The 14,503-nt window shown below is 72.7% G+C and carries 11 protein-coding genes; 9 read left to right on the top strand and 2 right to left on the bottom strand.

The window, feature by feature from the left end:
• Nucleotides 1–140 precede the first annotated feature (140 nt).
• Nucleotides 141–905 carry an alpha/beta fold hydrolase gene (locus GQ466_RS28515; RefSeq protein WP_161106154.1) on the bottom strand — a complete coding sequence of 255 codons (765 nt, stop codon included), beginning with the start codon at nucleotides 903–905 and terminating at the stop codon, nucleotides 141–143.
• Between the two features lie 248 nt (nucleotides 906–1,153).
• Here GQ466_RS28515 and GQ466_RS28520 point away from each other — a divergent pair, with 248 nt between their 5' ends.
• Genes GQ466_RS28520 through GQ466_RS28535 form a run of 4 tightly spaced genes read left to right on the top strand, consistent with a single transcriptional unit; the run spans nucleotide 1,154 to nucleotide 4,516 of the window.
• Nucleotides 1,154–2,065, top strand: a complete 912-nt coding sequence (locus GQ466_RS28520; RefSeq protein ID WP_337193661.1) for an ABC transporter substrate-binding protein — start codon at nucleotides 1,154–1,156, stop codon at nucleotides 2,063–2,065.
• Nucleotides 2,062–3,108 carry an iron chelate uptake ABC transporter family permease subunit gene (locus GQ466_RS28525; RefSeq protein WP_161106155.1) on the top strand — a complete coding sequence of 349 codons (1,047 nt, stop codon included), beginning with the start codon at nucleotides 2,062–2,064 and terminating at the stop codon, nucleotides 3,106–3,108. The genes GQ466_RS28520 and GQ466_RS28525 overlap by 4 nt, the downstream gene beginning before the upstream one ends.
• The gene (locus GQ466_RS28530; protein WP_161106156.1) at nucleotides 3,105–3,878 is read left to right on the top strand and encodes an ATP-binding cassette domain-containing protein; all 774 of its coding nucleotides are present in this window, start codon (nucleotides 3,105–3,107) and stop codon (nucleotides 3,876–3,878) included. The genes GQ466_RS28525 and GQ466_RS28530 overlap by 4 nt, the downstream gene beginning before the upstream one ends.
• Complete coding sequence (locus GQ466_RS28535; RefSeq protein WP_161106157.1) at nucleotides 3,875–4,516, top strand: adenosylcobinamide amidohydrolase; 642 nt, start codon at nucleotides 3,875–3,877, stop codon at nucleotides 4,514–4,516. The genes GQ466_RS28530 and GQ466_RS28535 overlap by 4 nt, the downstream gene beginning before the upstream one ends.
• Here GQ466_RS28535 and GQ466_RS28540 read toward each other — a convergent pair.
• On the bottom strand, nucleotides 4,513–5,079 hold the full coding sequence (locus GQ466_RS28540) for an SACE_7040 family transcriptional regulator (RefSeq protein WP_161106158.1): 567 nt from the start codon (nucleotides 5,077–5,079) through the stop codon (nucleotides 4,513–4,515). The genes GQ466_RS28535 and GQ466_RS28540 overlap by 4 nt on opposite strands.
• An 80-nt stretch (nucleotides 5,080–5,159) precedes the next feature.
• On the opposite strand from GQ466_RS28540, the gene GQ466_RS28545 reads away from it, so the two are divergent.
• The 5 genes from GQ466_RS28545 to GQ466_RS28565 all read left to right on the top strand — a co-directional run bounded on the left by GQ466_RS28545 (nucleotide 5,160) and on the right by GQ466_RS28565 (nucleotide 14,064).
• The gene (locus tag GQ466_RS28545) at nucleotides 5,160–6,749 is read left to right on the top strand and encodes a carboxyl transferase domain-containing protein (protein WP_161106159.1); all 1,590 of its coding nucleotides are present in this window, start codon (nucleotides 5,160–5,162) and stop codon (nucleotides 6,747–6,749) included.
• 8 nt (nucleotides 6,750–6,757) lie between these two features.
• Nucleotides 6,758–8,707 (top strand): acetyl/propionyl/methylcrotonyl-CoA carboxylase subunit alpha, encoded by a 1,950-nt coding sequence (locus GQ466_RS28550; protein WP_161106160.1) that lies wholly within the window; start codon nucleotides 6,758–6,760, stop codon nucleotides 8,705–8,707.
• Nucleotides 8,707–9,627 carry a hydroxymethylglutaryl-CoA lyase gene (locus GQ466_RS28555; RefSeq protein ID WP_161106161.1) on the top strand — a complete coding sequence of 307 codons (921 nt, stop codon included), beginning with the start codon at nucleotides 8,707–8,709 and terminating at the stop codon, nucleotides 9,625–9,627. The genes GQ466_RS28550 and GQ466_RS28555 overlap by 1 nt, the downstream gene beginning before the upstream one ends.
• On the top strand, nucleotides 9,624–10,772 hold the full coding sequence (locus tag GQ466_RS28560; protein ID WP_161106162.1) for an acyl-CoA dehydrogenase family protein: 1,149 nt from the start codon (nucleotides 9,624–9,626) through the stop codon (nucleotides 10,770–10,772). The genes GQ466_RS28555 and GQ466_RS28560 overlap by 4 nt, the downstream gene beginning before the upstream one ends.
• A 61-nt stretch (nucleotides 10,773–10,833) precedes the next feature.
• On the top strand, nucleotides 10,834–14,064 hold the full coding sequence (locus tag GQ466_RS28565; protein WP_161106163.1) for an NACHT N-terminal Helical domain 1-containing protein: 3,231 nt from the start codon (nucleotides 10,834–10,836) through the stop codon (nucleotides 14,062–14,064).
• The last annotated feature ends 439 nt before the right edge of the window (nucleotides 14,065–14,503 follow it).

Here is a 14,503-nt window from a genome sequence, read left to right on the forward strand (position 1 = left end):
CCAAAGCGCGGCTGTTGGCTTCGCGGTGGTGTCCGCGCGGCGGCAGCCTCGGCTACGGCGGTCCAGCCCGTACGGGCGAGATCAGGGTGCGGCGGCAGCTTCGACTACGTCGCGCCCGCACGGTGATCTGGTGGGCGAGATCAGGGTGCGGGGGCCGGTTCGGTGGTGGCCGCGCGGGCCGCCCAGGCGGCGATCCGGTCGACGAGGTGCGGCGTCGCCGCTATTTCGGCATGGCCGAATCCGGGTTCGATCCACAGTTCGCGCGGTTCGCCCGCCGCGTCGTGCAGCTGGTGGGCGTGCTCCAGCGGGAAGAACGCGTCCGCGTCGCCGTGGACGACCAGCAGCGGCGTCGGCGCGATCTGTCCGGCGACCTCGTGCGGCGCCTCGGGCAGCGGGTCCCAGCCGGCGGGGGCGATGCGGACGCCGCGGGCCAGCCGCACCGCGAGCCGTCCCGTCCGCCGCTCGATGACCCAGTGGACGCGGCGCATCGGCGCGGTGCCCCGGTAGTACCACCGGGCGGGCGCGCTGACGGTCGCCACCGCGTCGACCCCGCCCACCAGCGCCGCGTGCCGCACCGCGACGGCACCGCCGAGCGAGAACCCGACGACGGCGATCCGCCGGTAGCCGCGTCGCCGGGCCGCGCGGACGGCGGCGGCCAGGTCCAGGACCTCGCGGTCCCCCACGGTGGACGCGCCGCCGGACCGTCCGTGGCCGCGCAGGTCGAACGCGACCACGCCGCCGTACCGGTTCAGCACGCCCGCGATCCGGCGCAGCGCGGGCTGCCGCCACGAGCACGTGAAGCCGTGGACGAGGACGAAGCACAACGCGCGGTCGCCGGGCGCGTGCCCCGCGTCGATCCGGACGTGGTCGCTGGTGAACAGGGTGAAGGGCTCCGGTTCGTTCACCGTTCCATCATCCCACCGCAGCCCGGACGAGCACCGCGAAGAACCACTCACCTGGGCTGATACCGTTGCTTTTCACGCGCGTCGCGGAGCGAAGTCCGGTGTGATCCCGGCGCTGTCCCGCAACTGTGGTGCCCCTCCCGAAACGGGCCGAGCCAGGTCGCCTCCCGCCGCGCGGACGACCGTCGACCTCGTGGAAGGGCGATCCGTCCCCGGGTCCGCGCCTCCCCCTGGAGTCCTGGAGGCTGCCCATGTCCCGCGCCCTCGGCGCCCTCGTCCTCGCCGGCGTCCTCGCGCTGGCGTCCGCCTGCGGCGGTGACGACGGGCAGGCGGACGCGAAGGGCCGGTCCGTCGTCGTCACGGCCGCGAACGGCGCCGTGCGCGTCCCGGCCGCGCCGAAACGGATCGTGTCCCTCTCCCCCACGCACACCGAGACGCTGTTCGCGATCGGTGCGGGCCAGCAAGTTGTGGCCGCCGATGAGTACTCGAACTACCCGGCGAACGCCCCGCGCACCAAGCTGTCGGGCTTCAAACCGAACGTCGAGGCGATCACCAAGTACAACCCGGACCTGGTCGTCGTCTCCGACGACATCGACGGCATCGTCAAGGCGCTGGAGAAGGTGAAGGTCCCGGTCCTGCTGGAGCCCGCCGCCAAGAAGATCGACGACGTCTACGACGAGATCAACGACCTCGGCCTGGCGACGGGACGGTCCGGCGCGGCGGCCAAGCTCACGGCCACGATGCGCACCGAGATCCAGAAGACCGTCGCGGCGGCGCCCAAGAAGAACCTCACGTACTACCACGAGCTGGACGACCAGCTGCACACCGTCACGTCCAGCACGTTCATCGGCCAGGTCTACGGCCTGTTCGGCCTGCGCAACGTCGCCGACCCGGCCGACAAGACGCGCTCGGGCTACCCGCAGCTCTCCCGCGAGGCGCTGCTGACGAGCGACCCCGACCTCGTGTTCCTCGCCGACACCAAGTGCTGCGCGCAGAACGCCGCGCAGGTGGCGAAGCGGCCGGGCTGGTCGCGGCTGACGGCCGTCCGCAACGGCGGGGTCGTCGCGCTGGACGACGACGTCGCGTCGCGCTGGGGCCCGCGCCTGCCGCAGTTCGCGGCGACGATCGGCGCGGCGATCGGCAAGGTCGCGGCGGGCAGGTGACCCCTCCGGCCGCGACGCGGCTCCGCCCCCTCCCGCTCGCGGCCGGGATCGCGCTGCTCGCGGCGTCGCTGCTGGCGGGCCTGCTCGTCGGCGCGGCCGGGCTGCCCGCGGGCGGCGTCCTCAAGGCGCTCGCGGACGCCGTGCCGGGCGTGCACCTGCACACCGGGCTCAGCGACGTGCAGCGCAGCGTTCTGTTCGATCTGCGGCTGCCGCGCGTCCTGCTGGCCGCGCTCGTCGGCGGGATGCTCGCGCTGGCGGGCGCGGGCTACCAGGGCGTGTTCCGCAACCCGCTCGCCGACCCGTACCTGCTCGGCGCGGCGGCGGGGGCGGGCGTCGGCGCGACGCTGGTGATCGTGGCGGTGCCGGGCGATCCGGCGCTCGCGGTGCCGGTCGCGGCCTTCGTCGGCGCGATCGGCGGGGTGCTGCTGGCGTACGCGCTCGGGTCGGTGGCGGGCCGGGGCGACGGCGCCGGGACGGCCACGCTCGTCCTCGCCGGGGTCGCGGTGTCCAGTTTCCTCGCGGCCGTCCAGACGTTCCTGCAGCAGCTCAGGACCGACGAGCTGCAGCGCGTCTACTCCTGGATCCTCGGCGGCGTCGGCGCGGCGGACTGGCGCGGCCTCGGCCTGGTCGTCCCCTACGCGGCGGTGTCGACGCTGGTCCTGCTGCCGCACGGACGGCTGCTGGACGTCCTCGCGGTCGGCGAGGAGGAGGCGTCCGCGCTCGGCGTGTCGGCGGTGCGGGTGCGGCTGACGGTGCTGGTCGCGGCGTCGCTGGCGACGGCGTCGGCGGTGGCGCTGAGCGGGCTGATCGGGTTCGTGGGGGTGGTCGTCCCGCACGTCGTGCGGCGGCTGGCGGGCAGTTCGTACCGGATCGTCCTGCCGTTGTCGCTGCTCGGCGGCGCCGCGTTCCTGACGCTCGTGGACCTGCTCGCGCGGACGGTCGTCGCGCCCGGCGAACTCCCGCTCGGCGTGGTGACGGCGTTCGTCGGCGGCCCGTTCTTCGTGGCGGTGCTGCGGGCGACGCGCGGCCCGGTGCGCACGTGACGATCGCGCTGCGGGGCCTCGGCGTGGAGCTGGACGGGCGTCCGGTGCTGCGCGGCGTCGACCTGGACGTCCCGGCGGGCTCCTGGACGGCCGTGATCGGCCCGAACGGCGCCGGCAAGTCGACGCTGCTGCTGGCGCTGCTCGGGCTGCGTCCCGGACGCGGCGCGGTGACGATCGGCGGCCGGGATCCCCGCGCGCTGCGGCCCCGCGAGCGCGCCCGGCTCGTCGCGTACACGCCGCAACGTCCGCAACTGCCGGACGGGATGACGGTGTTCGACTACACGCTGCTCGGTCGCGCGTCCTACATTCCGTATCTCGGCCGGGAGAGCGCCCGCGACCGCGCGGTGGCGGCGGACGTGCTGGACCGGCTGCGGCTGACGGAGTTCGCGGCGCGTCCGCTCGGCCGACTGTCGGGCGGTGAGCGGCAGCGTGCGGTCCTGGCCCGCGCGCTGGCGCAGCAGGCGCCGGTACTGATCCTGGACGAGCCGACCACCGCGCTGGACATCGGCCACCAGCAGCAGGTGATGGAACTGGTGGACACACTGCGGCGCGACGATGGGCTGACCGTCGTTACGACGATCCACGACCTCACGCTCGCCGGTCAGTACGCGGACGCTCTAATCCTGCTGTCCGGCGGACGGGTCGCGGCGTCCGGCCGTCCGGCGGACGTACTAACGCGGGAGATGATCGCCGAGCACTTCGACGCCCGCGTGCAGGTCGCCGAAGGCCCGGACGGGCGTCCGATCCTCGCCCCGGAGCGCCCCCGATGAAACTCGACCTGGTCTGGCGGGACGAGGACGGCGCCCGCCTCCCCGCGACGATCTGGCGGCCGGGCGAGGGCCGGCGGACGCTGTCGTCCGCGCTGGTCGGCGGCGGCTTCGCGACCCCGCACTGGGTGCTGAACGCGCAGGTCAGGGGCCGGTACGCACGCATGGACCCGGACGTCCACCTCGCCGAGCTGGCCGCCCGGTTCGGCCTGGACGGCCCCGGCGTCGGAATGCTCACGGCGGCGGCGGTCGACCGCACGTTCCACGGCGCGGACGAGGGCGTCACGGCCGCCGCGACGGTCGGCCTGCGCGTCCCGACCTGGGCGGCGGCGCCCGCCGGGGCCGAGGATCGGGAACTCGCGCCGGGGACGATCAACATCACGGTCGCCGTCCCGGCGCCGCTGTCGGACGCGGCCCTGGTCAACGCCGTGATGACCGCGACGGAGGCCAAGACGCAGGCGCTGCTGGAGGCGGGCTACGCCTGCACCGGCACGGCGTCGGACGCGCTCTGCATCGCGGCGCCCGAAACGGCCGGAGAACCCGAGCCGTTCGCCGGGCCGCGCTCGCCGTGGGGCGCGCGCATCGCGCGGGCGGTACATTCCGCCGTCCGCGCGGGCGCAGAAAACTATCGGCCCCGCTAGGTCACCGCGTCCAGCGCGGCCCGCGCCATGCCGTGCAGCAGCTCGGCCATCGCGTCGCGCGACAACCCGGCCGCGCTGTACGGGGTGGAGTTCAGCAGCCCGAAGCAGGCGTGGACGGCCGCCCGGACGCGCTCGGGAGACGCGCCGGGCCGCAGCCGCAGCAGCACCCCCACCCACTCCTCCACATAGGCGCGCTGGAGCCGCCGGATCTCGTGCCGCTGCGGCGCGGGCACGTTGTCCAGCTCGCGCTCGTGGACGGTGATCAGCGCCGGATTGTCCAGCGCGAACGCGATGTGCCAGCGCAGCAGCGCGTCCAGCGCGGAGCCGGGATCGGGCCCGGCGGCGCGCCGGGCGCCCTCGTCCCGCAGCCGCGCGCTGATGTCCAGCAGCATTTCGGCGAGTACGGCGTCCTTCCCGCGGAAATGCCGGTAGAGGGCGGGCCCGGTCAGGCCGACGGCCCGGCCGAGGTCGCCGATGGACACGCCGTGGAACCCGCGCCGCGCGAACAGCTCGGCCGCCGCGCCGAGGATCTCGGCACGGCGGGGGTTCACGGCGGACACCATGCCGACGAGTGTAGACGGCCGATGTTAGCGAGCGTTAACATCGACGGTGTTAACGATCGTTAACTGCAGGGGGACGGGTGATGACCGTACTGGGCACGCGCGCCGACCCGGGGTCCGGCGCGTTCAAGGAGAACGCGGCGCACCACGAGGCCCTGGTCGCCGACCTGCGCGAACGCCTCGACCGCGCCGCGCGCGGCGGCTCCGACCGCGCCCGCGAACGGCACGTGGCGCGGGGCAAGCTGCTCCCCCGCGACCGCGTCGACACGCTGCTGGACCCGGGCTCGCCGTTCCTGGAACTGTCGCCGCTCGCCGCGACCGGCCTCTACGACGACGCCGCGCCGGGCGCCGGGATCATCACCGGGATCGGGCGGATCGCGGGCCGCGAATGCGTCGTCGTCGCCAATGACGCGACCGTGAAAGGCGGCACGTATTACCCGGTCACGGTGAAGAAGCATCTGCGCGCGCAGGAGGTCGCGCTGCACAACCGGCTGCCGTGCGTCTACCTCGTGGACTCCGGCGGCGCGTTCCTGCCCGCGCAGGACGAGGTCTTCCCCGACCGCGACCATTTCGGCCGGATCTTCTTCAACCAGGCGACGATGTCGGCGCGCGGCATCCCGCAGATCGCGGCGGTGCTCGGCTCGTGCACGGCGGGCGGCGCGTACGTCCCGGCGATGAGCGACGAGGCGGTGATCGTCCGGAACCACGGGACGATCTTCCTCGGCGGCCCGCCGCTGGTGAAGGCCGCGACCGGCGAGGTCGTCAGCGCCGAGGACCTCGGCGGCGGCGAGCTGCACGCGCGGGTCTCCGGCGTCACCGACCACCTCGCCGAGAACGACGCGCACGCGCTCGGGATCGTCCGCGACATTGCCCGGACGTTCGGTCCGCGCGCCCCCCGCCCCTGGGAGACCGTCCCGCCCGAGGAGCCCGCGGCCGACCCCGGCGAGCTGTACGGGATCGTCCCGGCCGACCCGCGCGCGCCCTACGACGTCCGTGAGGTCATCGCCCGGATCGTGGACGGCAGCCGCTTCCAGGAGTTCAAGAAGGAGTACGGCCCGACGCTCGTCACCGGGTTCGCGCACGTCCACGGCCACCCGGTCGGCATCGTCGCCAACAACGGCATCCTGTTCGGCGAGTCGGCGATGAAGGGCGCGCATTTCGTCGAGCTGTGCGACCGGCGCAGCGTCCCGCTCGTGTTCCTGCAGAACATCACCGGGTTCATGGTCGGCCGCGAGTACGAGGCGGGCGGCATCGCCAAGCACGGCGCGAAGATGGTCACGGCGGTCGCGTGCGCGCGGGTCCCGAAGTTCACGGTCGTCATCGGCGGGTCGTTCGGCGCGGGCAACTACGCGATGTGCGGCCGGGCGTACGCGCCGCGCTTCCTGTGGATGTGGCCGAACGCGCGGATCTCGGTGATGGGCGGGGAGCAGGCGGCGAGCGTCCTCGCGACCGTCCGACGCGACCAGGCCGGCGACGGCTGGGACGAAGAGGCGTTCAAGGCCCCGATCCGCGACCAGTACGAACGGCAGGGCAACCCCTACTACTCCACGGCGCGGCTGTGGGACGACGGCGTCATCGACCCGCTCGACACGCGGCGGGTCCTCGGCCTCGGCCTGTCGGCCGCCGCGAACGCACCGCTGGAGCCGGTCGGCTACGGCGTCTTCCGGATGTGAGGTCCGCGATGTTCGGATGTGTCCTGGTCGCGAACCGCGGGGAGATCGCGGTCCGCGTGGTCCGCACGCTGCGGCGGCTCGGCGTCCGGTCGGTGGCCGTGCACACCGCCGCCGACACCGGCGCGCCGCACGTCCGGGCGGCGGACGAGGCGGTGCTGATCCCGTCCTATCTGGACGCGGACGCGGTGCTCGCGGCGGCGCGCGCGACCGGCGCGGAGGCCGTCCACCCCGGCTACGGGTTCCTGGCGGAGAACGGCGCGTTCGCGCGGGCCTGCGCCGCCGCGGGCGTGGTGTTCGTCGGGCCGCCCGCGGACGCGATCGACGCGATGGGCGACAAGATCCGGGCGAAGCGGACGGTCGCGGCGGCGGGCGTGCCGGTCGTCCCGGGCCGCAACGAGCCGGGCCTGGACGACGACCAGCTCGCCGCCGCAGCGCTGGAGGTCGGCCTGCCGGTGCTGCTCAAGCCGTCGGCGGGCGGCGGCGGGAAGGGCATGCGGCTGGTCCGCGACGCCGCCGGGCTGCCCGAGGCGATCGCGGCGGCGCGGCGCGAGGCCCGCGCGGCGTTCGGCGACGACACGCTGCTCGCCGAGCGGTACGTCGACAGCCCCCGGCACATCGAGATCCAGGTGTTCGCCGACGCGCACGGGAACGTCGTCCACCTCGGCGAGCGCGAGTGCAGCCTCCAGCGCCGCCACCAGAAGATCGTCGAAGAGGCGCCGTCGCCGCTGCTGGACGCCGCGACGCGGGCGCGGATGGGCGCGAGCGCGGTCGCCGCCGCGCGGGCGGTCGGCTACACGGGCGCGGGGACGGTCGAGTACATCGTGTCCGCCGACCGCCCCGGCGAATACTTCTTCATGGAGATGAACACCCGTCTCCAGGTGGAGCATCCTGTCACCGAGATGGCGATCCGGCCGCGCCTGGACCTCGTGGAACTCCAGCTCCGCGTCGCGGCGGGCGAGCCGCTGCCGTTCGGCCAGGACGACGTCGCGTTCGAGGGCCACGCCGTCGAGGCCCGCGTCTACGCCGAGGACCCGGCGCGCGGGTTCCTGCCGACCGGCGGCCGGGTGCTCGCGCTGACCGAGCCGGACGGCCCCGGAATCCGCGTCGACTCCGGCCTCGCCGCGGGCGTCGAGGTCGGCGGCGCCTACGACCCGATGCTCGCCAAGGTCGTCGCGCACGGCCCCGACCGGGCCGCCGCGCTGCGCCGGCTGGACCGCGCGCTCGCCGGGTACACGCTGCTGGGCGTCCCGACGAACGTGGCGTTCCTGCGGGCGCTGCTGGCCCGTCCCGACGTCGCGGCCGGACGGCTGGACACCGGCCTCGCCGAGCGCGCCGCCGCCGAACTGAACGCCGAACCCGTCCCGCCGGAGGTCCTGGCCGCCGCCGCGCTCGACCGGATGCTCGCGCTGGAGACCGGCGACCCCGACCCGTGGGCGATCCCGGACGGCTGGCGGCCCGGCGGCCCCGCCTGGACGCGCTGGACGATCGTCCCGGCGGGCGGCGCCCCGGTCGAGGTGCGCGTGCAGGGCCGCGCGGCGGACGCGCTGGTCCGCGTGGGCGACGCCGAGCCCGTCCGCGCCGCGCTCACCGCCCCCGCGACCCTCGCCTACGACGGCCGGACGCTCGCGTTCGCGCGCGTCCGCTCCGGCGACGTCCTGTGGCTCGGCCGGGACGGGCGGGCGTGGGCGCTGACCGAGCACGTTGCGGCGGAGGAGCCCGGCGGCGCGGCGGCGGGCGGCGACGGGGTGCTGCGCAGCCCGATGCCAGGGACCGTCCTCGCCGTGAAGGTCGCCGAGGGCGACCGGGTGGACGAGGGCCAGGCCGTCGCCGTGGTCGAGGCGATGAAGATGGAGCACACCGTCACCGCGCCGTCCGGCGGCGTCGTGACGCGGCTCGCCGTCCGCACCGGGGACCGGGTCGCGCTGGACGCCGTGCTCGCCGAGATCGGGGAGGGATGATGCCGGTTCCGCTGGACGGCCTGCCGGAGCGGGTCACGATCTACGAGGTCGGGCCGCGCGACGGGTTGCAGAACGAGAGCGCGGTGGTGCCGGTCGCGGTGAAGGCCGAGTTCGTGCGGCGGCTCGCGGCGGCGGGGCTGCGGGTGATCGAGACGACGAGCTTCGTCCGTCCCGACCGGGTGCCGCAGCTCGCCGACGCCGAGGAACTGCTGGCCGCGCTGCCCCGCGGACCGGGCCGTCCGGTGCTCGTGCCGAACCTGCGCGGGCTGGACCGCGCGCTGGCGGCCGGTGTCACCGAGATCGCGATCTTCGCCAGCGCCACCGAGACGTTCGCGCGCCGCAACCTCAACCGGACCGTGGACGAGTCCCTGGACATGTTCGCGCCCGTCGTCGAGCGCGCCCGCGCGGAGGGCCTGTGGGTGCGCGGCTACCTGTCGATGGTGTGCGGCGACCCGTGGGAGGGCGACGTACCGATCGAGCAGGTAGTGGCCGTCGCGCGACGGCTCGTGGACCTCGGCTGCTCGGAGCTGAGCCTCGGCGACACGATCGGCGTCGGGACGCCCGGGCAGGTCACCGCGCTCGTCGGGGCGACGGTCGCGGCCGGGATCGACGTGGAGCGGATCGCCGTCCACTTCCACGACACCTACGGGCAGGCGCTCGCGAACACGCTCGCCGCGCTGCGCGCCGGGGTGACGACCGTGGACGCGTCGGCGGGCGGCCTCGGCGGCTGCCCGTTCGCCCGGTCCGCGACCGGCAACCTCGCCACCGAGGACCTCGTCTGGATGCTCGACGGCCTCGGCGTCGAGACCGGCGTGGACCTGACCGCGCTGGTGGAGACCAGCGTCTGGCTCGCCGGGGAACTCGGCCGGCCCAGCCCGTCCCGGGTCGTCCGGGCGCTCGCGAAGGAGAGGAACCGATGATCGACTTCACGCTGACCGACGAGCAGGAGGAACTGCGCCGCACGGTCGAGCGGTTCGCCCGCGAGACGGTCGCGCCGGTGATCGGCGACCTGTACGAGCGCGGCGAGTTCCCGTACGAGATCGTCAAGGGCATGGGCGCTATGGGGCTGTTCGGCCTGCCGTTCCCGGAGCGGGACGGCGGGATGGGCGGCGACTACTTCGCGCTGTGCCTCGCGCTGGAGGAGCTGGCGCGCGTGGACTCGTCCGTCGCGGTGACGCTGGAGGCCGCGGTGTCGCTCGGGTCCATGCCCGTCCACCGGTTCGGGACGGACGAGCAGCGCGCCGAACTCCTGCCCGCGCTGCTGTCGGGCGAGCGGATCGCGGCGTTCGGGCTCACCGAGCCGGGCGGCGGCACCGACGTCCCCGGCGGGATGCGGACGACCGCGCGGCTCGACGGCGACGCGTGGGTGATCGACGGCTCCAAGTGCTTCATCACCAACTCCGGGACCGACGTCACCGCGTTCGTCACCGTCACCGCGCTCACCGGCGACGACGAGATCTCCACGATCATCGTGCCGAACGGGACGCCCGGGTTCACCGTCGGGCGCAAGTACTCCAAGGTCGGCTGGTCGGCGTCCGACACCCACGAGCTGGCGTTCGACGGCGTGCGCGTCCCCGCCGCGAACCTGCTCGGCGAGCGCGGCCGGGGTTATGCACAGTTCCTGCGGATCCTTGACGAGGGCCGCGTCGCGATCGCCGCGCTGTCGGTCGGGCTCGCGCAGGGCTGCGTGGACGAGTGCCTGCGCTACGTCCGGGAGCGGTCGGCGTTCGGCCGCGAGATCGGCCGCTACCAGGCCATCCAGTTCAAGATCGCGGACATGGAGGCGCGGGCGCACACGGCCCGGCTCGCCTACTACGCCGCCGCCGCGCTGCTCCTCGCCGGTCGGCCGTTCAAGAAGGAGGCGGCGATCGCCAAGCTCGTCGCGTCCAACGCGGCCATGGACAACGCCCGCGAGGCGACGCAGATCTTCGGCGGCTACGGCTTCATGAACGAGTACCCGGTCGGCCGGTTCTACCGGGACGCGAAGATCCTGGAGGTCGGCGAGGGGACGTCGGAGGTCCAGCGGATGCTGATCGCCCGCGCCCTCGGACTGCCCGCGTCGTAGGCGAACCCGCGCGCGGCTCCGGGCGTCCTACGGCGGAGGGCCGTTCCGTCCGGAGGTGCGCGTGTCCGTCGAAGTCGCCGCGATCAACGTCGGCCGGTCGGTGGTGCAGATCGCGGCGGGCCGCTGGCTCGCGGGCCGCGCCGCCCGCGCGGAGGCCGGGAAGGACCTCGTCGACCTGATCCGGACGGGCTTCCCCGACGAGATCCGGCGCCGCCGCGCGACGCGCCAGTTCGAGGGCATCGCCGACGCCGTCACCGGCCGGATCATGACGTTCGCGGCGCACGAGTTCCGCGGCCTCACCGACGGCGACCGCGCGGCGGCCCTGTTCCAGGTTCAGCTGACGCTGGACCGCGCGGACCTGTCGGACGAGGCGTTCCTCGCCGTCGACGCCGACCCGGTGCGGCTCGCCCGCCGACTGCGCGCCGCGCTCCCGCCCCGCGAGGCCGCCGCGCAGCTCGGCGAGGCCGGGGCGCGGCTGTACGAGGTGACGTTGGACGAGTGCTGCGACTGCCTCGCCCGCATCCTGATCCATCTGCCGGAGTTCACGCCGCGCGCCGCCGCCGAGACCCTGTCCCGGCTGAGCGGCCTCGCCGACCGGGTGGACGCGATGCTGCTGCGCCTGCCCGCCCGTTCCCTGGACGCTCCTGAAGGCACGGACGACGATGCCGCGTTCACCACCCGGTATCTCGCGTCGATCAGCGAGTCCCTGGACGTCCTGGACCTGCTCGGGGTGCGGTTCGAGCGGTTCACCCGGCCCCGGACGACGTTGAGCGTCGCCTACATCAGCCTCAACGTCGCGCGGAACCTGGACCGGCGGCGCGAGGCGCCGCGCATCAGCGACTGGCGGAGCGGGGAGCGGCCCGGCGGGTCGGTGCGGGTCGAGGAGGCGCTGAGCGGGGACCGGCTCACGCTGGTGCGGGGCGAGGCCGGCGGCGGGAAGACGACGCTGCTGCACTGGATCGCGGTGACGGCCGCGCGGGGGCATTTCACCGGCGAGCTGGCCGAGTGGAACGGGCACGTGCCGTTCTTGGTGAAGCTCCGGCGGCACGCGGGTGGCCCTCTTCCCCGTCCGGAAGAGTTCCTGGACGATGCCGCTGGCAACCTCTCCGGGTTGATGCCACGCGGGTGGGCGCACCGGGTGCTGGCGTCCGGGCGGGCGCTGCTGCTGGTGGACGGCGTGGACGAGATCACCGGGCCGCAGCGGCAGGACGTCCGGCAGTGGCTGCGCCAGATGATCAACGACTTCCCCGGTATCCGGGTCGTGGTGACGTCCCGCCCAGCGGCGGCCGGTCCCGACTGGCTGCGCCACGAAGGCTTCTCCACGCTGTTCCTGGAGAAGCTCGGCCCCGCCGACATCCGCGCGCTCGTCGCCCACTGGCACGACTCGGTACGGGACGCGAGCGGCCTCCCCTGCGAGCCCGAAAAACTGCCGACGTATCAGGCTCGGTTGATGGGACGCCTCGAATCGACGCCACATCTTCTGGCTCTGGCCAGCAGCCCCTTGTTGGCCAGCATGCTGTGCGCCCTCAACCTGGATCGCGAAATCCTGCCCAGCAACCGGATGAGCCTCTACGCGGCCGTCCTTGATCTGCTGCTGGAAGCGCGAGACGTGAAGCGCGACGTCCCGTCCGCACGCACCGTGCTGCTCGAACGCGACCACAAGATCCGCCTGCTCCAGGAACTGGCTTGGCGCCTCTCGACAACGAACCGCGTGGAACTTCCAACGTCGGCCGTACGCACCCTGATCGCCGACCGCCTCACGGCGATGCCGCAGATCAACGCGTCCGCCGACGCGGTGTTCGACTTGCTCCTGCACCGCAGCGGTGTGATCCGCGAACCGGTCGACGGTCGCGTCGACTTCGTCCACCGGACGGTCCAGGAGTACCTGACGGCCAAACACGCCGCCGACCTCGGCGACATGGACCACCTCATCCACAACGCCCACCGCGACCAGTGGCGCCAGACCGTCGCCATGGCCGCAGGCCACGCGAACGAACCCCTGCGCCGCGAACTCCTGACGGGCATCCTCGACCGCATCCCGTCCGAACCCCGCCGCGCCCGAGCCCTGCGCCTGACGGCCGTCTCCTGCCTCGAAACCCTTCCCGCGATTCCGGTCGACGCCCACGACCGCCTGAACGAATGTCTGACCAAACTCCTGCCGCCACGCTCACTCGACCAGGCCGGCACCCTCGCCGTAGCAGGCAAGGCTGTCCTGAAGGCCCTGCCTCAGACACTCGACGGCTACTCCGCGGAGACCGCCGCTGCGACCGTTCACCTGGTGACGCTCATCAACGGTCCGGAATCGCTCGATATCCTCGCTCGCTATGCACCGGACAACCGCTGGAGGGTGCAAACTCAAATTGACACTGCCTGGAATCATTTCGATCCGGACGAATTTGCGCAGACCATCATTCCCCACACCCCCCAGGGCAGGGAAATAAGGGTAGACTCTCCAGCGAAGATGTGCGCGATCAAGACCATTCCCGCCGGACCGCACATCCGGCTCAGCGGCGACTACCCGATAGAACTTGAAAAGATCGGCGTTCACCGCGAGTTCATCACATATGTTAACATTGACTTCAACTCTAGAATAGCGGACCGGGAAGAAGCCCTGGATCTATCGTTCCTCGACTCACTACCACGACTTAACGCACTTTTTCTTCGCGGACTGTTCGACGTGAGCGACTATGGCCCGCTTCAGCGGCAGGACAAGTTGCGCTCATTCGGAATCCACAGGTCCCCGATTCCACTCGACACCGACCTCTTGCCTCCACTGCAGCGCGCAACCAGCATCTCACTGCCGCATACGAACCTGAACGGTGGACTGGCCGCCCTCATCGACAGGGCATCGTCCGTACAACTCCTCTATCTGGGCGACAACGCCTGGGTTTCGAACCTCGATCCGCTTACCTCCACCGAGCTGACCACCCTCATCCTGGACGACTGTGTGAATGTCGCCGACCTCAGCCCGCTGCGCGGGCAGCAGCGGCTCGATTACCTCGACGTATCACGGACATCAGTCCATGACGTCGAACCGCTCTGTCATCTTCGATCGCTGGAGACGTTGCAACTCGACTTCTGCAGCGAGATCACCAGCCTCGAACCTGTGTTTGACTTGCCCGCCCTGAGACTCGTCAGCGTGCGCGGGATTCACCGGCCGCTCGATCTCTCCGGCTTCGCAACCAACCGCAAGGTGATCGTCCATATCGCGCCCCGCCAAGAGGTCATCGGCGGCGAAGCTCTGGGCCGCCGCCTGAAGGTCATCCAACGAGCCACGAGATCGCTCGATTGACCCTGATCCCCGCTACCGCAAGGGCTTGCACCCAATTAATGCGGCGGGGCCTCGTTCTTTACCTTTCGTGGGGCATGCTTTGCGCCCCCGGGTGGTTGTAACGGTCAGATCCCAACGACAGGGTGGCTGCGAGCTGGCCATCCTTTACCTTTCGGGGGAATCGTTGGGGTGGTGCTGGTGTTGTGATGGCCTGGCACCAACCTGAAGCGTCGTGCCCCGCCTTGTTCTGACATGCGGGACCGGTCGGCCTCTCTACGGCGGACCTTCTCTTCTCCCTCCTTCGCACGGCGCCCGCGCCGGGACATCTCTCTCGGCCGCCGCTCTCCACGCGCACCCATAGCGGTGACGCATGTCCGGATCCGGGCCTGGGGCGGTTGTTCTGTCCGCCGAACAAAGGATTGTTGATGCATAAGCGTGCGACGAATGTTCTGATGGCCAC

The sequence above is a fragment of the Actinomadura rayongensis genome (genome assembly GCF_009831215.1).
Taxonomy (GTDB): domain Bacteria; phylum Actinomycetota; class Actinomycetes; order Streptosporangiales; family Streptosporangiaceae; genus Spirillospora; species Spirillospora rayongensis.